General features: G+C 45.6%; 18 protein-coding genes, 2 tRNA genes and 1 pseudogene. All 21 read right to left on the minus strand.

Translation table 11 applies throughout. The features are described from left to right. Positions 1-256 precede the first annotated feature (256 nt). The 21 genes and pseudogenes from lysS to J7E26_RS14130 all read right to left on the minus strand — a co-directional run bounded on the left by lysS (position 257) and on the right by J7E26_RS14130 (position 20,238). Positions 257-1,756: a lysine--tRNA ligase gene (gene lysS / locus J7E26_RS14030; protein ID WP_214804082.1), complete on the minus strand. Its 1,500-nt coding sequence runs from the start codon at positions 1,754-1,756 to the stop codon at positions 257-259. Between the two features lie 90 nt (positions 1,757-1,846). Next, positions 1,847-2,848, minus strand: coding sequence for a tRNA dihydrouridine synthase DusB (gene dusB, locus J7E26_RS14035; protein ID WP_214804081.1), 1,002 nt, complete (start codon positions 2,846-2,848; stop codon positions 1,847-1,849). Continuing rightward, positions 2,848-3,075 (minus strand): helix-turn-helix domain-containing protein, encoded by a 228-nt coding sequence (locus J7E26_RS14040; protein ID WP_214804080.1) that lies wholly within the window; start codon positions 3,073-3,075, stop codon positions 2,848-2,850. Before J7E26_RS14040 ends, dusB begins: the two co-directional genes overlap by 1 nt. Further along, the gene (folK, locus tag J7E26_RS14045) at positions 3,027-3,530 is read right to left on the minus strand and encodes a 2-amino-4-hydroxy-6-hydroxymethyldihydropteridine diphosphokinase (protein ID WP_214813575.1); all 504 of its coding nucleotides are present in this window, start codon (positions 3,528-3,530) and stop codon (positions 3,027-3,029) included. The genes J7E26_RS14040 and folK overlap by 49 nt, the downstream gene beginning before the upstream one ends. Next, the gene (gene folB, locus J7E26_RS14050; RefSeq protein WP_214804078.1) at positions 3,527-3,889 is read right to left on the minus strand and encodes a dihydroneopterin aldolase; all 363 of its coding nucleotides are present in this window, start codon (positions 3,887-3,889) and stop codon (positions 3,527-3,529) included. The genes folK and folB overlap by 4 nt, the downstream gene beginning before the upstream one ends. Continuing rightward, positions 3,882-4,739, minus strand: a complete 858-nt coding sequence (folP, locus tag J7E26_RS14055) for a dihydropteroate synthase (RefSeq protein ID WP_214804077.1) — start codon at positions 4,737-4,739, stop codon at positions 3,882-3,884. Before folP ends, folB begins: the two co-directional genes overlap by 8 nt. Before the next feature lie 16 nt (positions 4,740-4,755). Beyond that, on the minus strand, positions 4,756-5,604 hold the full coding sequence (gene pabC, locus J7E26_RS14060) for an aminodeoxychorismate lyase (RefSeq protein WP_214804076.1): 849 nt from the start codon (positions 5,602-5,604) through the stop codon (positions 4,756-4,758). Next, positions 5,601-6,188 carry an aminodeoxychorismate/anthranilate synthase component II gene (gene pabA / locus J7E26_RS14065; protein ID WP_214804075.1) on the minus strand — a complete coding sequence of 196 codons (588 nt, stop codon included), beginning with the start codon at positions 6,186-6,188 and terminating at the stop codon, positions 5,601-5,603. The genes pabC and pabA overlap by 4 nt, the downstream gene beginning before the upstream one ends. Positions 6,189-6,199: 11 nt before the next feature. Beyond that, on the minus strand, positions 6,200-7,615 hold the full coding sequence (pabB, locus tag J7E26_RS14070; RefSeq protein ID WP_214804074.1) for an aminodeoxychorismate synthase, component I: 1,416 nt from the start codon (positions 7,613-7,615) through the stop codon (positions 6,200-6,202). A 167-nt stretch (positions 7,616-7,782) separates the two neighbouring features. Continuing rightward, positions 7,783-8,709 (minus strand): cysteine synthase A, encoded by a 927-nt coding sequence (gene cysK / locus J7E26_RS14075; protein WP_214804073.1) that lies wholly within the window; start codon positions 8,707-8,709, stop codon positions 7,783-7,785. A 75-nt stretch (positions 8,710-8,784) separates the two neighbouring features. Next, positions 8,785-9,675, minus strand: coding sequence for a peptidyl-prolyl cis-trans isomerase (locus tag J7E26_RS14080; RefSeq protein WP_214804072.1), 891 nt, complete (start codon positions 9,673-9,675; stop codon positions 8,785-8,787). A 46-nt stretch (positions 9,676-9,721) separates the two neighbouring features. Beyond that, positions 9,722-10,597: an Hsp33 family molecular chaperone HslO gene (gene hslO / locus J7E26_RS14085; protein ID WP_214804071.1), complete on the minus strand. Its 876-nt coding sequence runs from the start codon at positions 10,595-10,597 to the stop codon at positions 9,722-9,724. A 9-nt stretch (positions 10,598-10,606) separates the two neighbouring features. Beyond that, positions 10,607-11,383 carry a type III pantothenate kinase gene (locus tag J7E26_RS14090; protein WP_214804070.1) on the minus strand — a complete coding sequence of 259 codons (777 nt, stop codon included), beginning with the start codon at positions 11,381-11,383 and terminating at the stop codon, positions 10,607-10,609. A gap of 149 nt (positions 11,384-11,532) precedes the next feature. Beyond that, on the minus strand, positions 11,533-13,452 hold the full coding sequence (gene ftsH / locus J7E26_RS14095) for an ATP-dependent zinc metalloprotease FtsH (RefSeq protein ID WP_214804069.1): 1,920 nt from the start codon (positions 13,450-13,452) through the stop codon (positions 11,533-11,535). Positions 13,453-13,549: 97 nt separating this feature from the next. Beyond that, entirely contained in the window at positions 13,550-14,089 is a 540-nt protein-coding gene (gene hpt / locus J7E26_RS14100; protein ID WP_214804085.1) for a hypoxanthine phosphoribosyltransferase, read from the minus strand. Positions 14,090-14,101: 12 nt separating this feature from the next. Continuing rightward, positions 14,102-15,505 (minus strand): annotated as a pseudogene (gene tilS / locus J7E26_RS14105) (tRNA lysidine(34) synthetase TilS); the annotation flags it as partial. Positions 15,506-15,609: 104 nt separating this feature from the next. Continuing rightward, positions 15,610-16,611: a protein kinase domain-containing protein gene (locus J7E26_RS14110; protein ID WP_214804068.1), complete on the minus strand. Its 1,002-nt coding sequence runs from the start codon at positions 16,609-16,611 to the stop codon at positions 15,610-15,612. Beyond that, complete coding sequence (locus J7E26_RS14115) at positions 16,577-17,314, minus strand: vWA domain-containing protein (protein WP_214804067.1); 738 nt, start codon at positions 17,312-17,314, stop codon at positions 16,577-16,579. Before J7E26_RS14115 ends, J7E26_RS14110 begins: the two co-directional genes overlap by 35 nt. Positions 17,315-17,381: 67 nt before the next feature. Next, entirely contained in the window at positions 17,382-19,871 is a 2,490-nt protein-coding gene (spoIIE, locus tag J7E26_RS14120) for a stage II sporulation protein E (RefSeq protein ID WP_214813577.1), read from the minus strand. 209 nt (positions 19,872-20,080) lie between these two features. Further along, a tRNA-Glu gene (locus J7E26_RS14125) sits at positions 20,081-20,152 on the minus strand. Between the two features lie 9 nt (positions 20,153-20,161). Beyond that, positions 20,162-20,238, minus strand: a tRNA-Met gene (locus J7E26_RS14130). Positions 20,239-20,278: the final 40 nt, after the last annotated feature.

A 20,278-nucleotide genomic window follows, 5' to 3' on the forward strand; every position in this document is an offset into this window, starting at 1 on the left:
GTTTAGTTTTCAAAGATCATCTTGTCTTTCGTTCAAGCGACTTTATTATTATATCTTATCAATCTCTTGAAGTCAACAACTTTTTAAATTTCTTTTTTTCGTCAACGCCTTGTTCAGCGGCAACGAATAATAATATACCATCCCATAAATAATAGTGCAATAGTTTTTTTGAAAGAAAACCAAAAAACTTTTCGGGATGTAATATTTTCAAAAAAGCGCCGCACTGGAGTACGGCAGAGGCGGCGCTTCTTTTCTATTAACGATGTCTCATTTGAGGGAATAATAAAACATCTCTGATAGACGGAGCATTTGTTAAGAGCATGACAAGACGGTCTATGCCGATGCCCAATCCTCCGGTCGGCGGCATGCCGTACTCAAGAGCTTCAACGAAGTCTTCGTCCATCATATGCGCTTCGTCATTTCCTTCTTCTCTTTCTTTTAATTGCGCTTCAAACCGTTCTCTCTGATCGATAGGATCATTCAGCTCTGTAAATGCGTTGGCGTGCTCACGGCCGACGATAAACAGCTCAAAACGGTCTGTGAAACGAGGGTCCTCTGGATTTTTCTTAGCCAGAGGAGAGATTTCTACCGGATGGCCGTAAATAAATGTCGGCTGGGTAAGAGTTTCTTCAATCTTTTGTTCGAAGAATTCATTGATGATATGGCCGACTGTCATTGAGTTCGTAATTTCCACACCGTGTTCTTTTGCGTGACCGCGTGCTTCTTCCACCGTCATTTCATTCCAGAAATCCACACCTGTGGCTTCTTTCACGGCGTCAACCATATGGAGTCTTTTCCATTCCGGTTTCAGATCAATTTGCTCCTCGCCGTATTGAATAGTGGTGCTTCCAAGCACTTCTTGCGCGATATGAGCGACGAGGTTTTCTGTCAGGCTCATGATATCTTTATAATCAGCGTATGCTTCATACAGCTCGATCATAGTGAATTCAGGGTTATGACGTGTAGAGACACCCTCGTTACGGAATACGCGTCCGATTTCGTACACTTTTTCTAAACCGCCGACGATCAGGCGTTTCAGATGAAGTTCAATCGCAATACGCATATAAAGAGGCATGTCCAGCGCATTATGGTGAGTGATGAACGGGCGTGCTGATGCTCCCCCCGGTATGCTGTGCATCGTTGGCGTTTCAACTTCTAAGTATCCGTGGTCATCTAAGTATCTTCTCATCGCTTGGATGATTTTACTGCGTGTGATAAAGGTTTGTTTGCTGTCAGGGTTCACGATGAGATCAAGATAGCGCTGGCGGTAGCGCTGTTCAACGTCCTTTAATCCATGGTATTTATCAGGAAGCGGCCGCAGCGCTTTTGTCAGCAGTACAAAAGATGTTGCTTTGACGGACAGCTCACCTACATTTGTTTTGAAGACCTTCCCTGTGATTCCGACTACGTCGCCGAGATCTGAAGACTTGAAGATTTCGTATTGTTCGTCGCCGACACTGTCTTTTCTTACGTAAATCTGGATCTGCCCTTCTAGATCCTGCAGATGCGCAAAGCCGGCTTTTCCTTTTCCGCGCTTTGTCATCATGCGGCCTGCAATGGTGACTTCAATTGCTTTTTCTTCAAGCTCTTCTTTAGAAAGCTCTTGAAAAGCTTCAATGATTTGTTGAGATTGGTGTGTTCTTTCGAAACGTTCGCCGAAAGGATCAATGCCGTTTTCTCTCAATTGGTTCATTTTATCGCGTCTGACTTGCAGCTGGTCGTTCAATTCCTCATGATTTTGCTCTTCTTGACTCATTGGTATCACTCCGTTACATTTTGATTTCATGAAAAAAGCAGAAAAACTGCCAGCGGAAAGCTGGCAGTGAGCAGCAAATAGAGGTGTATATTAGCCTACTTTTGCATCTTGAAGCTCTTTTGCCTCTACTTCAGCCGTAAATGCATCTAAAAGCTGTACAAGTTCTTCACGCGTCTCACAATGGTTGATTTCGTTGCGGACCTTCGCATTGCCTCTGACGCCTTTCAGATACCAGGCAGCGTGCTTTCTCATTTCTCTGACTGCCACGTTTTCGCCTTTTAATTTAATCAGACGGTCCAGATGCAGCTTACATACTGACATTTTTTCGTGAACTTGCGGTTCATCTTTTAATTCACCTGTTTCAAGGTACTGAACCGTACGGTAAATCATCCACGGATTTCCGAGTGCCGCGCGGCCGATCATTACGCCGTCAACACCGGTTTCATCAAGCATGCGCTGGGCGTCTTGCGGCGTTTTGACATCACCGTTTCCGATAACGGGAATAGAGACGGACTGCTTCACTTCTTTAATGATATCCCAGTTCGCAGTGCCCTCGTACATTTGCACTCTTGTGCGGCCGTGCAGAGCGACCGCTTTTCCGCCTGCACGTTCAACGGCTTGAGCGTTTTTCACCGCATAGATGTGATCTTCGTCCCATCCCATTCTCATCTTCACTGTGACCGGCTTATCAACAGCATCTACTACTGCGGATACCATTTCATAAATCTTATCAGGATCGAGAAGCCATTTGGCGCCCGCATCACATTTTGTAATCTTTGGTACGGGACATCCCATGTTAATATCAATTATATCAGCCGTTGTATTTTGATCTACGAACTTAGCCGCTTCTACAAGGGTTTCTTTCTCTCCTCCGAATATCTGAAGGCTGAGGGGTTTTTCTCTTTCCTCAATATAGAGCATTCCCATTGTTTTTGCATTGTTGTACAGAATGGCTTTGTCACTGACCATTTCCGCGCATACCAGACCCGCTCCGAATTCTTTAACGGTCAGTCTGAATGCGGCGTTGCAGACTCCTGCCATCGGGGCAAGAACCACTCTGTTTTTCAATTGAATATCACCGATTTTAAACATTATTTGTCCTCCTTTCGTTTATTTTCCGGCGGAGCCAATTCCTCCGCGCTTATATTTAAAGTATCAGCCGCGTCACGAATGACCGCAGCTGACGGCAAACGGTTTCCGCGTTCAATCTCGCCGAGAATGGAAACTGATATACCTATCGCTTTTGCAAACCCTTCTTGAGTATACCCTTTCAGCTTTCTGAATGCACGAATTCGTCTACCCCAGATTTCTGCTTCCATACTCTTACACCTTCTTGGTTTGTTTCGGCGCTTATTGTTATATTAACAGCTTGCGGACAGATTTCTTTTAAAGGCGCAAGGACAAATAAGCGCTCATACATTCTCGGATGCGGAACAATCAGCTGCTCTGTTTCAATATTTTCACGATTATACAGCAAAATGTCAAGGTCTGCCGTTCGCGGTCCCCACCGGACTTCTCTCGTTCTGCCTAATTCGGCTTCGATGCTCTGTGTCAGATCCAGAAGTTCAAAAGGAGAAAGAGAGGTCTTGATTTCAACCGCCATATTGAGAAACTGATCTTGATCCTTGTACCCGACCGGGTCTGTTTCATATATTGAGGACACCTTCGTCACCGTTACACGCTGATGCTGCCCGAGCATTGCCACGGCTTGCCGCAAATAGCGTTCACGGTCGCCTATATTTGATCCGAGGCCGATATATGCCGTATTGTTCATGATTTCTTTCTCGTCATTTCAATCGCTACCGATTTATAATGGCCCGGAATCGGCGGATCGGGTTTAATGACTTTAACTGTGCATTGGCGCACCGGGTCAAACTTCTTGAGGACGGTGTCCGCAATCCGTTCCGCAAGCGTCTCCACCAGATTGACAGGTTCTCCCTCTGCGATTTCCCGGCAGACGCTGTAAAGCTCCGCATAATTAATGGTATAAGCCAAATCGTCAGTTTGTCCCGCTTTGCTCAAATCAAGCTCAGCTGTGAGATCTACCTTAAAGCGCTGCCCCAGTTTGTTTTCTTCTTCAAAAACACCGTGGTATCCGTAAAACTCCATACCTTCTACATAGACTTTATCCATGATGTACGCCTCCTTTATTCAACATAGCATCCATCATCTTCGCCATCCTTGCGATTTGTTTCACATCGTGCACTCGGACAATGTCAGAGCCTTTCTGGATGCCAAGACATACTGTCGCTCCCGTCCCCTCGGCTCGCTCCTCAGGAGGAAGGTCAAGCACACGGCCGATGAATCTTTTTCTTGAAGCAGCGAGCAGCAGCGGGTATCCCAAGTTGCTGAACAGTTCAAGTTGGTTCATGACGGCCAGGTTGTCCTCATATGTTTTCGCAAAACCAATCCCCGGATCAAGGATGATATTTTTATCTTCAACACCGGCTTCCGCCGCGATCTTTACGCTTTCCATCAAGTCGGCGAGCATATCGGGAATAAGGTCGTTATAGTTTCTCTCCTGCCGATTGTGCATTAAGATAATCGGAACGCCATGGGCTGCCGCTACTGACGCCATGTCAGGGTCGCCCTTTGCTCCCCAGATATCATTAATGATGGAGGCTCCCGCCTTTACCGCTTCATCTGCCACAGAGGCTTTGTACGTATCGATAGAAATCGGAACGTCCAGTTCATTTGTTATCCGCTCAATCACCGGAATCACCCGTGACAATTCTTCATCGACAGATACAAATGATGCGCCCGGTCTGGTCGATTCACCGCCGATATCGATAATATGAGCGCCTTCCTCGGCCATTTTCACTGCATGCATGAGAGCTGTTTCCGTACTGTCGAATTTACCGCCGTCAGAGAAGGAATCAGGCGTTACATTTAATATCCCCATAACGAGCGTCTTCTCTTTATAAGATAGAACGCCTTTTTTTGTATGAATCAATTTGGGCTGTTCAATCGTTTGCTGCGCCATTTTGCTCCTCCTTCTGTTAGATCATTTTGTTTATTTCTTGCTGATACAGCTCTTGGAGCAATTGTACTGTCTCTCCGCTCGCTCCCGAAAACCGTACTTCCTCTATTTTAGAAAACGGAATGATCTCGAGAACAGAGTTTGTCATCCACGCCTCATCCGCCTCCAGCATTGATTGAAAAGGGAATCGGCCTTCGATGACTTCCGTTCCCTGACGTCTCATTTCACCGATCACAAACTGCCTTGTCACACCGTCAAGTATGCCTGTATCCAGAGAGGGTGTATACACGGTGTTTCCTTTGCGCCAAAAGACATTGGAAACAATGCCTTCTGCGACATCCCCTTCTTCAGTCAAGAAAATCCCTTCATATTTAGGGTCATTGCCAATTTCCTGTTTGGCGTACAAGTTGTTTAAGTAGTGATGGGATTTTAACCGAAATGACCCTTCAGGTGTATTCCTCCGAATTGAGAGGAGCCTGCCTTCTTTTTGATCAGGCAGTGTTTCAGGGTTCAGCGGGTGGACAAAACAAAGGACTGTCGGTTTTTCATAGGTCTGAGCGGCAAAGCCTTTATCACTGATTCCAGCTGAAATGTTAAGCCTGACCCGTGCGCTGCCGTCCTTTATGTCATTCAAAAGCAAAAGCTTTTCCAGCATATCAAGCAGCTCCTGCCTGCTGACGTCATATGCAATCTGCACGTCACGAAGCGCCCGTTTAAGTCTGTAGATATGGCCGTCCAGCAGAAAAGGCCGGCCCCGATAAAGCCTGAACGTCTCGAACACGCCGATTCCGTACAGATAACCATGGTCAAAAGGAGAAAGCACTGCTTCTTTCTCCTCTATATATTGACCATTCAAATATATAATCACACCGTCACTTCCTTCTCGCGGTGCGTCTCAATAAAGTTTCTGAGCATTTCCTTTCCGAAGGAGGTCATGATCGATTCAGGGTGAAATTGAACGCCTTCGATAGGCAGTTCATTATGGCGGATTGCCATAATTTCTCCTTCTTTTGTCTGTGCGGATACCGTAAAACAGCTCGGTAATGTCTCCGCTTTGACGATAAGTGAATGGTAACGGGTCGCGACCAGCGGATTTTGCAGGCCTTTAAATAGCGTCTTCCCGTCATGCATGATTTCTGATGTTTTACCGTGCATAAGCCGTTCCGCTCTGATGACGTCGCCGCCAAAAACCTGGGCAATTGACTGATGCCCGAGGCAGACACCGAAAATCGGAATGCTGCCTGCGAAATGTTTGATGGCTTCAAGGCTGATCCCCGCCTCGTCAGGACTGCACGGCCCCGGTGAAATCATTAAAAAATCCGGCGACAGCTCTTCGATTTGCTCGATCGTAATCTCATCATTCCGTTTGACGATCAGCTCTTCCCCAAGCTCTCCTAAATATTGAACCAAGTTATACGTAAATGAATCATAGTTGTCAATCATTAATATCATCTCTGCTCACCTCATCTGATTTTTGTCTCTTCTGCACTCAGCTCTAACGCTTTTTTCATCGCAAAAGCTTTTTTGAACGATTCCTTATATTCATGCTTAGGAACCGAATCAATGACCACTCCTGCGCCGGACTGCATAAAAGCATGTCCTCCTGCTGCATAGATCGTCCGAATCACGATGTTAAACTGCAAATCACCGTTAAATCCAAACCATCCTATAGAACCAGTATAAAGCCCTCGTCTTGTCGGCTCAAGCTCTTCTATAATTTCCATCGTTCTAACCTTAGGCGCTCCGGTGATCGTGCCGCCGGGGAAGACCGCGTGAATGATGTCTACCGCGTCATATCCGTCTTGCAGTTCCCCCTGTACATTTGACACGATATGCATGACGTGGGAGTACTTTTCTATCGCCATAAATTCGTTCACACGAACGGAGCCGTAGCGGGATACACGCCCGAGATCATTTCGTTCCAGGTCTACAAGCATTACATGTTCCGCGCGTTCTTTTTCATTATGAATTAACTCGTCAGCCAGCGCCTTGTCTTCAGCGTCATCTTTTCCTCTGGAACGCGTCCCTGCGATCGGCCTCGTTTCAAGCTTCTTCCCTTTTTTCGTTACCAATAGCTCAGGCGAGCCGCATATCACTTGAAAGCCTGGTGTTTCCAGGTACGCCATATAAGGTGACGGATTGACGTCTCTTAAGTGCTTATACACCTCATAAGGATGGGCTGAGAGGGGCTGAGATTGCCGAGTGGACAAATTAACCTGAAATACATCCCCGCTCGCGATGTATTGCTTTATTTTTTCTACCGCTTGTGAGAAGCCTTCTTCAGTAAACGGAGAAGCATAAGATCCGTCTCCGTCTTGCTTCAGCGTCTGGCTAGGCACATTTTTCGTCTGGCGGGACTGCCACATTTGCTCTAACTCGGTAAGCTTTGCTTCGGCCAGCTCCTCATCTCCATCATCGGTATGAGTAATGAGCCATAACGCTTCCTCCATGTGGTCGTAAACAGCCACATCATCAAATACGAGAAAGTAAATATCGGGCGTTTCCAGATCATCTAAGGAAAGCATTTTAAAATGCTCAATATACCGGGCGTAGTCGTAGCTTATAAAACCGATCGCTCCGCCTTGAAAGTCCGGGAGTTCTTCTTTTGTTTCAGTTCCCAGCGTCTGAAACCAGCTGTGAAAGGCACGCAGCGGGTCACCTTCTTTAAACAGCGTTTCCCCTTTATGCTTAATCGTTGTAATCCCGTCTTTCCCTTTTACGGACGCAATCGGATCTAGACCGGCTATGCTGAATCTTCCCCCTCTCGCACTCTCAAGCAAAACATGCCGCTTTCTCAATTTCGCAAGGTTTTCATATTGTTGTAAGAAGTCTTGTTTTTTAAAAGGTACTTTTCTTCCTGCCGGTCTGCGTTGTGCCATCGTATCAATCCTCTGCTTCGTTTTCTCTTAGTTTTATTTTAAAGCAATCACGTGAGTGAAAAAAGTGAATTTCTCTTCCAACCATAAGATTCGAAGTGATTTTTGGATTTAAGATACTTCGGGCACAAAAAAACTCCCGGAATAACCGGGAGCCGCGTGTGTTTTTTCTATTCAAACTGATAAAGCGGCGTGCTTAAGTAACGTTCTCCGTTACTCGGGATGATGGCAAGCACTTTTTTGCCTTTCCCCAGTTTTTTCGCAATTTCCAGAGCGGCGTAAATCGCTGCCCCTGAAGAAATACCGCCAAGGATTCCTTCTTCTTTTGCCGTTCTGCGGGCATATTCAAATGCATCCTCGTTTTGTACGGGAATGATTTGATCATAGATTTCTGTATTTAATGTTTCCGGCACAAAGCCTGCTCCGATCCCCTGAATTTTGTGAGGGCCCGGTTTTCCGCCGGAAAGCACCGGTGAATCAGCCGGCTCTACAGCATAGATCTTGATGGAAGGATATGCTTTTTTCAGAACTTCGCCTGCCCCAGTGATGGTTCCGCCTGTACCGATCCCGGCAACGAACGCATCAAGCTGGTCTTCTCCAAACTGTTCTACAATTTCTTTCCCTGTCGTTTGACGGTGGATTTCAGGATTTGCCGCATTGTTAAACTGCTGAGGCACGAAATAACCGTGCTCCTTCGCAAGCTCTTCTGCTTTCTTAATGGCACCCTTCATTCCTTCTGCTCCAGGGGTGAGCACAAGCTCCGCTCCGTATGCACGGAGAAGATTGCGGCGTTCTATACTCATAGTGTCAGGCATTACGAGGATCGCTTTTAAGCCTTTTGCCGCTGCAACCATCGCAAGCCCGATTCCTGTATTTCCGCTTGTCGGCTCAATAATCGTGTCTCCCGCTTTTAATTTGCCTTCTTTTTCAGCGGCTTCGATCATTGCAATTCCGATACGGTCTTTTACGCTGCTGCCCGGATTCATATATTCAAGCTTCAGATATACGTCTGCACTGTTTTCGTCCGTCAGACGATTTAATTTTACAATTGGAGTATTTCCGATTAATTCAGTAATAGAATTTGCAATACGCACCATCTTGGACACCTCAATTTCCGACTAATTTTATTGGTATTATGTATATAACTTATCAATTTCAAAATTTTTTGTCAATCATTTAGTTCTTTTATCCTCATAAAACCAGGAGACTCCAGCCTCTTTCCACAACGTTTTAACTGTCGCCTTGTCACCTAATTGATCCATAGCGATTTGTCTTCTGATTTGGCTCTTTACTTCATCGTATGAGAAAGTTCGCGCTTTGAGCTTTTCTTTCAGCTGAATGACGGCATAACCGGCAGAAACTTTGATCGGTTCAGAGGACCATTCGTTTTCCTTAAGATTTTTCGCTTCTGTAATATAAGCAGGCGGGATATTGTCCTGGTTTTCTGTTATAAAACCGAGGTCTCCTCCGTATTGGGATGTATATCTGTCTGTTGAGCGTTCTGCGGCAACGGCTTCAAAACTTGAACCGCCCTTCAAATCAGCCAGCACCCGTTCAGCCTCTTTCTCGCTTTTCACAACGATATGCCTGATTCTGTAGGAATCATCAAATTGGTACAGTTCTTTATTTTTATTATAGAATGATTGCATTTCTTTATCCGAGATATCGATGTCCCTCGTTAACAGCTCTTCCAGCAGAATATTGTAGCGAATCTGGTCTTTCCATTCTTTTTCCGTTACATGGTCATCTTCGTAAAATGAATTATTGACGGCTTTAATTAAAAGGAATTCGCGTTCAAGTTCGCTGTTTGATACTGTGAGTTTGTTCTTTTTTGCAAGCTCTTCTACCACTTCGGCGTTAATCATGTCTTCCAGCGTTGATTTTCCGTATTGGTCCTCCATTTTTTTCATCCACTCTTGTCTGGTGATATTTTTATCATCGATAGAGGCGATGGATTCTTCAGATGATCCTGCGGCTTGGGATTTCGTTAACTTATACGCGATCCCCACGCTGCATACTAACAGCGCTCCTACAATAAGCGTCAAAAATGTCCTTGATTTCAAATTCTACCCCGTCCCTTTTTTAAATTAAAAACAACCCGCTAAAGAGCTAGCGGGTTGTTTCGTCACGAAGCTCTTTCAGTTCTTCTTTTGTAAATAAATAATTCTCATTACAAAAATGGCAAACCGCTTCGGCTTTTCCGTCTTCTTCTATCATATCTTGAATTTCTTTTTTGCCTAGTCCTAAAATGGCTGTTTGGAAACGTTCTTTGGAACAAGAACAGTGAAATTTGACCGGCATTGATTCAAGAACTTCCGGTTTTTGTCCTAATACTTCTTCTAAAATTTCTTCCGGTGTCAGGCCTTTTTGAATTAATTTCGAGATCGGTTCGACCTGCGACAAGCGCTGTTCGATTGTTGAAATGGTCTCCTCATCGGTTCCCGGCAGAAGCTGAAGAATGAATCCGCCCGCCGCCAGAATGGTGTTGTCAGGGTTCACTAGCACCCCTACACCGACAGAGGATGGCACTTGCTCTGATGACACGAGGTAGTAAGTAAAGTCGTCACCAAGTTCACCTGACACAATTTCTACTTGGCCCGTAAAGAATTCCCGCAATCCTAAGTCTTTTACCACGCTCAGCGTCCCATTTGTTCCGACGGCGCGTCTGACATCCAGCTTGCCTTGTTCATTAAGATCAAAATGAACGTGCGGATTTGATACGTATGCTCTGACTTCGCCCTTTGCATTTGCATCAGCGACAATGGCTCCGATCGGTCCGCCGCCTTCTACCTTTACTGTCAGTTTGTCTTCTCCTTTTAACATGGCTCCGAGCATAAGAGACGCCGTCATCGTCCGCCCTAAAGCCGCTGAAGCGGTCGGCCATGTGTCATGCCTTCTTTGCGCTTCGTTTACCATATCCGTTGTTCTGGCAGCATAAGCCCGTACTTTACCGTCAAATGCGATTGCTTTAATTAAATAATCCATAGTTACCTCCTATACATGACCCACACGATTGCGTTCATAAATAATTTCTAATCCTTTCAGAGTGAGAAACGGGTCAACAATGTCTATACAATCTGATTCGTTTGCGATTAATGGCGCAAGACCCCCGGTGGCGATGACTTTCGGCTCTTGTTCGGCCTGCCATTTCATCCGTTTCACGATGCCTTCAACTTGTCCGACATAGCCGTATAAAATGCCGGATTGCATCGCGCTTACCGTATTTTTCCCAATAATATTGTCAGGCCGCGCTATTTCGATTCTCGGAAGCTTGGCCGCGCGCGAGTACAGCGCTTCAGTCGAAATCGTAATGCCCGGCGCAATAGCTCCGCCCATGTATTGTTTGTTTTCATCAATGTAGCAATACGTTGTCGCAGTTCCAAAATCGACCACAATAAGAGGACTTCCGTACAGCTGAATCGCCGCAACTGCGTTAACGATCCGGTCTGCTCCTACTTCTTTAGGATTGTCATATTTTATATTTAAACCTGTTTTCATACCGGGACCGACAATTTGCGGATCGATATGAAAGTATTTTCTGCACATTCTCTCTAAAGAAAACATAATCGGCGGAACAACGGATGAGATAATAATCCCTTCGATCTGTTCAAACATCAGGCCGACATGTTCGAATAAGGAGCGAAGCAGCATCCCGAACTCGTCCTCTGTTTTATGCCTGCTCGTCTCTATACGCCAATGATATTCTAATTCCCCATCATGATATACACCAATTACGGTGTTGGTGTTCCCCACATCTATAACCAGTAACAACCTCTATCACCACTTTTGAATAGTTTCTTATCATTACTTTTTCAAACTTTCTACAATACCATACACGATCACCGGCTCTTTTGTAAACAAAACGGGACCAGTAAAAAAACCGCCGGTGTATGCCGGCGGTTTTCATATCAGAAAGCGATCTATTCTTTCGAGTCGTCCTTCTTTTCATCTTCTGTTTTAGACAGAATATTAACTTTCACATCATCTTTTTTGAGATGGTCATCTGAGAAATTGCGCTCAGGGAGTTTTCCGTGATCGATGAGATGCTTGATTTGTTCCGCATCTAACGTTTCAACTTCAAGCAATGTTTGGGCGATCAATTCAAGCTTATCGCGGTTTTCAGTCAGGATCGTTTTCGCGCGCTCATAACATTCTTTAATGATGCGCTGAATTTCCTGATCGATTTCGTAAGCGATTTGATCACTGTAGTTTTGCTCATTATTGAAATCCCGGCCGAGGAATACTTGACCGCCTTGAGATTGACCGAATTGAAGCGGTCCGAGTTTTTCAGACATACCGAACTCCGTCACCATTCTTCTGGCAATACTCGTTGCCCGCTGGAAGTCATTGTGAGCTCCCGTGCTGACCTCGCCGAAGATAATTTCCTCGGCAACGCGTCCGCCTAAGAGACCGACAATTTTATCAAGAAGTTCAGGTTTTGTCTGGAAGTAACGGTCTTCTCTAGGAAGCATAACCGCGTATCCTCCTGCTTGACCCCTCGGAACGATCGTTACTTTGTGAACCATATCGGCTTCGTCTAATACAAGTCCGATAACGGTATGGCCGCCTTCGTGGTAAGCCACGATATTGCGTTCTTTTTTCGAAATGACGCGGCTCTTCTTCGCAGGCCCCGCAATGACGCGGTCCGTCGCTTCATCAATGTCGCGCATATCGATTTTTTTCTTGTTTTGACGGGCAGCAACGAGCGCTGCTTCGTTAAGCAGGTTTTCTAAATCGGCGCCTGAGAAGCCCGGTGTTCTTGAAGCGATTGCTTTTAAGTTCACCGTTTCATCAAGCGGTTTGTTTCTCGCATGGACCTGCAATACGGCTTCACGGCCGATGACATCCGGACGGTCTACCGTAATCTGACGGTCAAAACGTCCCGGACGGAGCAATGCAGGGTCCAGAATATCCGCACGGTTTGTCGCAGCGATAATAATGATTCCTTCGTTCGCACTGAAACCATCCATCTCTACAAGCAGCTGGTTCAGCGTCTGTTCACGTTCATCGTGTCCGCCGCCAAGACCCGCTCCCCGCTGACGGCCCACTGCGTCGATCTCATCGATGAAGATCAAACAAGGCGCGTTCTTTTTCGCATTCTCAAATAAATCACGCACACGGGAAGCACCGACACCGACAAACATTTCAACGAAATCAGATCCGCTGATGCTGAAGAAAGGAACGCCCGCTTCACCGGCAGATGCTCTCGCAAGCAATGTCTTACCGGTACCCGGAGGTCCTACTAAGAGAACACCTTTAGGGATTCTTGCGCCAAGCTCGGCAAATTTTCGCGGATCTTTCAGAAACTCAACAACTTCTACAAGCTCTTGCTTCTCCTCATCCGCTCCGGCTACATCCTTAAACTTCACGCGTTTCTTCTCTTCCGTGTACAGCTTCGCTTTGCTCTTGCCAAAGTTCATGACACGGCTTCCGCCGCCCTGAGCTTGATTGAGCAGGAAGAAAAACAGAATAAAGATGATGACAAATGGAATGATGGTCGTTAAAAACGTCACCCATCCGCTTGTTTCTTGTGCGGGATCAACCTTTACGTCCGTCTTTTTAATCGCATTAAATATCTGGTCTGCTCCCTTTCCTTCAGGAACATGTGTTAAAAAGTACTGATCTTTGTCGTATTTTTTCAGCTGCCCTTTAACCTCATAAACACCTCTGACAGGCTGAACCGATACGCTTTCAACTTTACCTTCATCGAGGTTCTTGATAAACGTACTGTACGACATATTTTCTGTTTTCGGGTTTGAGGTCTGGAAGTAACTCACAACCCCGATTACTACTAATAAAATAAGTAAATAAAAAATGGTATTACGGAAGACCCGATTCATTCCTTACCTCCTCCCACAGTAAGCACAACTATGTTCAATAGTACCATAGAAAATCATTCCAATACAACCGATAACCATCTCGGAAGCAGGCAGCCAATCAGCTTTCATAAATCGCCGGTTTTAACACTCCGATGTAAGGCAGATTGCGATAGCGTTCGGCATAATCAAGCCCGTAACCCACAACAAACGCGTCAGGAACTTCAAAGCCCACAAAGTCGGCTTTAATATCCGCTTTTCTTCCGCTTGGTTTATCCAAAAGGGTAACAATCTTAATTGATTTCGCTTTACGATATCGGAAGAGTTCTACGAGATAGCTCAAGGTTAACCCACTGTCGATAATATCTTCAATGATTAAGATGTCACGGCCTTCTACAGATGTATCCAAATCTTTTATGATTTTTACTTCTCCGGAAGAAACCGTGGAATTTCCGTAGCTTGATACATCCATGAAGTCCATTTCCAAATATGTATCAATATGTTTTAAAAGATCCGCCATAAAAGGAAGAGCTCCCTTTAACACGCCGATCGCTAACGGAAACTTGTCGCTGTACTCGCTTGTTAATTGCTCTCCAAGCGCTTTTACTTTCCGCTGGATCTCTTCTTCTGAGATCAGCACTGTTTCAATATCTTGTTTCATGTTAATGCTTGCCCCCCTACACTTTTCATGCTGTCTATATTGTAATACAATGCGGTCACTGTTTGGAATCACAAGATCTTCAAAGATGGATTTTTTCAAGCCAGGCAGCCAGATAATTTCACCGCTTGCATCCGTTACAATCGGCCATTCGTTCCGATCTTGCAGAGGCAATTTTTTATCAATAAATATATCCTTTACCTTTTTTGAGCCATTCATCCCTTTAAGTTTCATCCGGTCTCCAGTTCTTCTCGTCCGGACAGTTAAAGGAAATTGCACCTTATTCCTGCTTGTCATAAAAACAGCATTCCCATTTTCGAGATGAGGATCGGCGTAATCTGCGACCTCAATCGTAAAGCCGTTGGGGAGAACAGCCGTCTCTCCTTCAGCTCCGTGCAGCTGCAGCTCAAAGGGAACTTTGTCACATTGCCATTGTTCAAATGTAAACAAACATGTCTGATATGATTTGACCACCCTCAGCCCTTTCGGAAAGTCAAGCACTCCCGAAGCGCTGCCGTTTTCAGCCCATTCGAGAAACTGGTGAATATGGCGGGCGGAAAACGTTGATGGAACGTTTTCATAAAGATAGTTTAATATTAGTTGAACTCCTCTTCTTTGTAAAGGTATCGGAAGGGCAAGCAATAGAGAGGAATTGATTTCAACTGATATGTCAGACTTGCTTGTAATAACCTTATTCATTCGTTCTTTCGTTAATGACTGCAAGTATTGCTCATCTTCTGTCAGAGCTTCACTTACCTTTTGAAACATTTTGTGAACGTCAGGCGATTCTTGCTTTAAAAAAGGGAGCACGGTCTTTCTGAATCTGTTTCTTGTATAATCATCTTTTGTGTTGCTCTCATCCGTTCTGTAGCCCAGCCCTTCTTGACGGCAATATTCGAGAATATCATCCTTTGTCACAGAAAGAAAAGGCCTGATCAGAAAGCCGGATTCAAATGCGCGGACGGGCTGCATTCCCAGAAGGCCGGCCCCAAGCGTCCCTTTTGCAAGCCTCATGAGCATGGTTTCGATTTGGTCGTCACCATGATGGGCCAGCGCTAAAAACTTCGCTTGATGCTTAACCATCAGATCTTTGAAAAACTGATATCTGCATTCACGCGCGGCAGCCTGCTTATTCAGCTTGTTCTTCTTTGCATATGCAGAGACATCAATCTGTATCGTTTCGCAGATGACGTCTTCCGCTTCGCAATATGCCTGCACAAACCTCATATCTTCTTCAGAATCAGCTCCTCTGAACTGATGGTCAACATGCGCCGCAATGATAACAGAAGAACGCCCGAAGTGCTTGTTCAGCAAACTGAGAAGCGCCATTGAATCAGGGCCTCCGGAGACGCCTGCAATGATGGTTTCTCCCTCTGCCTGAAGATGATATGTTTCAAAAAAATCTTTCACGCTTTTCACAATATCCTCCTCACGGTGAGCAGGTTTTTTAAAGATATACATATCCTATCACTTTAAACCCCTTCAAGCAAAGAAGAAGCATGGCTGTTCACGCCTGACCCGGCTTAGATCAGAAAAAAGACGATATAAGCAAAATAAAGGGCAAGAACGCTGATCAAAATAAGCAGTGTTTCAAACAAACCATTCGATTTTGCCGATTTCTGTTTGGGCTTATATCGTGTCTGTGTGACTGACCCTTGGCGCGGTTTAACCCGCTGCTGCTTTGGCGGCCGGGCGGCTTTTTTTCTGCTCCCGGAGTTTTGTCCCGCCGTCAGTATGTCACGCTTCATTGCTTCGGCAGACGGATATTGACCGTTTAAAGCAGAAAACAAAACCTTTTTATACTTATTCAAAAACGGATGGCCTTCAATAATAGAACGGAGCTGTTCTTTTGGCTGACTTGTCTTTTTGTATTCCTTTTTTTGTACACAGTGAATCATGATCATCGCAACGGCAAACAGGTCATAGGATGGTTCTGCTTTTCTTGTACCATACCCCCAATACCCCCTGTCGTAAAACTCTGTATACTCTTTAATGGCTCTTCCCTGTTTTGTCGTCCCTCCCACATCTATGCAGCGAATAGCAGCCGGAGGGCCGGTTACAATGAGGTTTTCCGGTTTGAGGTCGCCAAAGACCCATCCTTGCTGATGAAGAACCGATAAGCTTGAAAGAAGCTGCACCATCAGCACCGGAATCCACTCCATGCCCCTACTGCTGATATATTGCGGAAGAAGCGGGCCTTCTATGTATTCCATCACGTAAAAAGATACACTTTTTTTCAATTGCGGTATGAATGCGTCGTCTGCATCAAAAAAAGAAGGCCCCATCGTTTGCGACCGGGCCTTTGAAAAGGATTTTAAGACATTCACTTCAGAGGTAACAGACATGCTGTCGTCACTTACTTTTAAAGCGACATGTCCGTCTGATGCTTCTGCCAAATATACAATTCCGTTAGCCCCTTTACCAAGCTGTTTGAGTAATCTGTAGGATCTGCCGTTCCATTTTCCCTGAATCGCCATTCCCGGTGTCAGACTACATGCCAAACTCGTTAAAGCGTCGTTCATCATCTGCCAACATGCTCCTTCTTGAGCGGATTTTCTCAAATTGATGCGTTGCTTCTCGAATAGCAGGCCCGGTAGGCGTAATACCGCCGGTCGACAGCTTCGCAAAGAGTGCGGAAAGCGATTCAAGCTTTGGCGTCCAATTCAGCACAAGCTCAACCTCTTGGCTTTTCCCGGGAAATATACACATAGCAAATTCATTATGCCCCGCCCGGGAATTGAGACTGATGGAAAGATCGATCAGCGCTTCCTTCACTGTCGGCAGCTTCGGCGCCATGCTCGCACTCGTATCAACCAGCACAAGCACTTGTAAATGAACCGTTTCTCCGAGTTCATCGACCACTTCCATTACTTCACCGCGTTTTTCCGGAGAAAGCTCCTCCATCTCAACGTTTTTTCCTAAGATTTGTTTTAGCTCTTGATTGACAACACCTTGGAGCGTTTGGGTCATCGCTTTTTTAGTAACCATTTGGACCGTCTGAGACAATTGAGATGCATAAACAACTTGATGCACGCCGCCTCCGGCCATCGCGATGCCTTCGACTTCCTTCATTGCCTCTTGGTCAATCGCGTTTTCTTCCATAATTCCAATAACATTCACCGTAATTCCCTGCTCCTTGGCAAAAGCCGCCATTGCGATCGGGTCTTCGCCGTGGTTGGAGCAGCCATCTGTAATCAGCAGAACTTGATTTAAATGTCCCTTATTCACATACATTCCTCCCGGTGATACGATTAATCACATCTTCGCCAGAAGGGAAATGATTTATACGAAGGGATTATGAAATCTCCTTTTTATTTTGGAAAACAGCCGGCACCGGAATGGATGCCCATTTCGGCGTATTGTGATCAATCCGAATCACCACGACTGTCATATCATCCTCGATTTGGCCCGCGCGCGTTCTGATGACTTCCTCCATCATTAAATCGGCGATTTCCTGCGGGTCCTCAGTTTTTAACCCTTTCATTTTCCTTTTCATCCACAGATCATGATTCTCGACATGCTTTGGCCCTTCGAAAATTCCGTCACTCATCATCACGAGCAGATCACCCGCTTTTAACTGTTCACTCACGACCTCCACATCAAACTCATTAATAATGCCTATCGGCAGATTGCTGGCCTGCACTTTAATGACCTGATCTCCCCGCTTAATAAAGCTTGGCGTTGAGCCGACCTTCAGAAACTTACAGCTTGCATCCTGAAGGTCAATAATAGAGAGATCAAGAGTCGAGTAAATTTCGTCTGTCGTCCGCAAAGACAAAATACTGTTGATGGTTTTAATCGCTATTTTTTCATCTATACCTGATTCAAGGATCTTTTCGAGCAGTTTAATCGTCTCATTGCTCTCATAATGAGCCCTCGCTCCATTTCCCATGCCGTCGCTGATCGCGGCTGCGTACTTTCTCGCCCCCAGCTCCATCATGCTGTAACTGTCGCCGGAGACAAGGCCGCCGCCTTTTGCCGCGTGGGCCGCGCCTGTCGACACCCGGTAAGACTTGGTCGAACCGAACGCGACATGACTGTAGCCATTCGGATGATTTGAGTGCTGTTCGCTTTTCACGAGAATCTGTTCCTCGAGAATATCAGACAGCATAGGGGCGATAATCTTCTCACTCTCGCCATGGCCTCCGCTGAACGGAATGGTCATTTCAATATCGATATTCCCCTGCTCCAAGCTGTATATCTCCACATGCTGTATCTCAATTCCGAAATGCTGGAGCGCCTCAATCATTTGCTCTTCCTGAATAAAATGCTGTTCCCTTTCCCGCTTTATTTCCCGAGAAAAGTCCGCCATTACCTCAGAAACGCCTAATAGCTGTTCTGCAACAAGCCTTCTGCTGTCCTGAACTTTTCTCTTCAGGGTCAGATGGGCATGATGATGGGCAAGCTCGTCCTCAATCAGCTCTTCAACTTGTTTCGATTTCGAACAATGCTGACTAAACTCCTTTTTCAGCCTGCGGTTCGATGTGTATTGTCTTTCCTCTGTTTCGTGCATAACTTGTTTCATTAAATCATATGTTTTATCAAAGTTCTGAACCCAGCACTTGTTTTTTTTATAGCAAGATTGACAGGAATGCTCCGTAATTTTGCTTAAAAAGAGATCAATTTCTCCATCTTCAGCCTGTTCATCAGAAGACGTCTGATGAAATGTAGCGAAGCTCTCCGACAAGGCGTGAAACACATTGGAGAATTGATCCACTTTCTGGGCGGTGACATCTCTGATTTTTCTCGCGTACTGCTGCTGCTCCTGAATGTGCTCAGCAGTGCCCGGTATGTATCGCGCCACCTTTTTCGTTATGGACTGCGGCGTCAGTAAAAACAGTGCAACGGCAATCAGAGATTCGTAGAGGGTGGTCATTAATCCGGCCGACCCTTCTCCATATAAAGAAATGAGCAGCGAACCGATCACCAATCCGACGGCTGCACCGGCTTTTTTGCCTTCCTTCAGCAGCCCGCCGAGAAGACCGGAAAACGCAAGCAGACTCATTTGATAAAGATTTCCGATATTGGCAAGCCCGAGGATCAGCCCCGTCACGACCCCTACGGTACAGCCGATGCTTGCCCCTCCGACAAAAGAGAAACTCAGCACGACATAGCGGGCCAGGATATGTTCCGCCTGCATTCCTTGAAACGAGACACCTGCAAGCCCCGTTAGTACAGAGGCGATTAAGATCATGAAACAAATGATTTCTTCTATTTTTAAAGATTGTTTGACTTTTTTTATCGTAAAAATCGGAAGGCTTTGCAGAAAGATTAACGTCAAAATAAAGGCCAAGCCCGCTTCGACTACAGCCATCACGTAATCATAGGTTGTAAAGGCTCCGTTTTCTACATACACAAATCCGATTCTGGCAGCTGTCATAGAGAAAAACACAACGATCGGCAGCATTTTCACCCGATCCTGAATAATGAAGGTGCCGATTTTTGAAAAAAGAGAGAAGACGATCAAAGCTGTCAGGATCATTAAAGAATGTTTCGGCGAAATGGTCAGTGCGCCCGCCAGTAAAGCAAGACAAGCATAGAAAGCTTTATCTCTTCTGATCAAAAGCATCGCCCCGAAGAACGGCAGTGCAAAAGGAAGAACCTCAGATAATATGAAAGCCCGTCCGAGTAAAAAGCCGATCACGACATAAATGAAACCCTTATAGAAAAAAAGTGAATGCGCTTGATGGACTGTGAGCTTAGCCGCCTTTTCAAAAAACGATTGAAGTTTTTCCAAAGCTTGTCCGGCCATCGGCCCGTTCACTCTTCTTTCTGCTTTTTCCATTGCTCTCATCCCCCACCTGTTTTATTCGTTGCTAGTCATTATAAATGAAAGCACAGATAGGATTTTGTCAAAAGAAGGTAACGATTCCAAAGAACTCTTCGACGCTTTCTCCCTTGTTCCCCTTTCCTCTCTTATTTCCACCGACATTTCTCAAAAAGTTGTCTAAATATGAAAAAATCGGCTTCTGTAGCAGAAGCTGATTCGCTTGATGACCCGTACGGGATTCGAACCCGTGTTACCGCCGTGAAAGGGCGGTGTCTTAACCGCTTGACCAACGGGCCTAACAAATATGGTAGCGGCGGAGGGGATCGAACCCCCGACCTCACGGGTATGAACCGTACGCTCTAGCCAGCTGAGCTACACCGCCATATAGGTGCTTATAAGCACAAGTTATATAATACAAAGGT

It is taken from the genome of Bacillus sp. ISL-51 (assembly GCF_018613535.1).
Taxonomy (GTDB): Bacteria; Bacillota; Bacilli; order Bacillales; family Bacillaceae; genus Bacillus.

Excerpts from the sequence above, each read along its gene's own strand:
- lysS (WP_214804082.1), bottom strand. The coding sequence starts at position 1,756 with ATGAGTCAAGAAGAGCAAAATCATGAGGAATTGAACGACCAGCTGCAA.
- dusB (WP_214804081.1), bottom strand. The coding sequence starts at position 2,848 with ATGTTTAAAATCGGTGATATTCAATTGAAAAACAGAGTGGTTCTTGCC.
- J7E26_RS14040 (WP_214804080.1), bottom strand. The coding sequence starts at position 3,075 with ATGGAAGCAGAAATCTGGGGTAGACGAATTCGTGCATTCAGAAAGCTG.
- folK (WP_214813575.1), bottom strand. The coding sequence starts at position 3,530 with ATGAACAATACGGCATATATCGGCCTCGGATCAAATATAGGCGACCGT.
- folB (WP_214804078.1), bottom strand. The coding sequence starts at position 3,889 with ATGGATAAAGTCTATGTAGAAGGTATGGAGTTTTACGGATACCACGGT.
- folP (WP_214804077.1), bottom strand. The coding sequence starts at position 4,739 with ATGGCGCAGCAAACGATTGAACAGCCCAAATTGATTCATACAAAAAAA.
- pabA (WP_214804075.1), bottom strand. The coding sequence starts at position 6,188 with ATGATATTAATGATTGACAACTATGATTCATTTACGTATAACTTGGTT.
- pabB (WP_214804074.1), bottom strand. The coding sequence starts at position 7,615 with ATGGCACAACGCAGACCGGCAGGAAGAAAAGTACCTTTTAAAAAACAA.
- cysK (WP_214804073.1), bottom strand. The coding sequence starts at position 8,709 with ATGGTGCGTATTGCAAATTCTATTACTGAATTAATCGGAAATACTCCA.
- hslO (WP_214804071.1), bottom strand. The coding sequence starts at position 10,597 with ATGGATTATTTAATTAAAGCAATCGCATTTGACGGTAAAGTACGGGCT.
- ftsH (WP_214804069.1), bottom strand. The coding sequence starts at position 13,452 with ATGAATCGGGTCTTCCGTAATACCATTTTTTATTTACTTATTTTATTA.
- hpt (WP_214804085.1), bottom strand. The coding sequence starts at position 14,089 with ATGAAACAAGATATTGAAACAGTGCTGATCTCAGAAGAAGAGATCCAG.
- J7E26_RS14110 (WP_214804068.1), bottom strand. The coding sequence starts at position 16,611 with ATGATGAACGACGCTTTAACGAGTTTGGCATGTAGTCTGACACCGGGA.
- spoIIE (WP_214813577.1), bottom strand. The coding sequence starts at position 19,871 with ATGGAAAAAGCAGAAAGAAGAGTGAACGGGCCGATGGCCGGACAAGCT.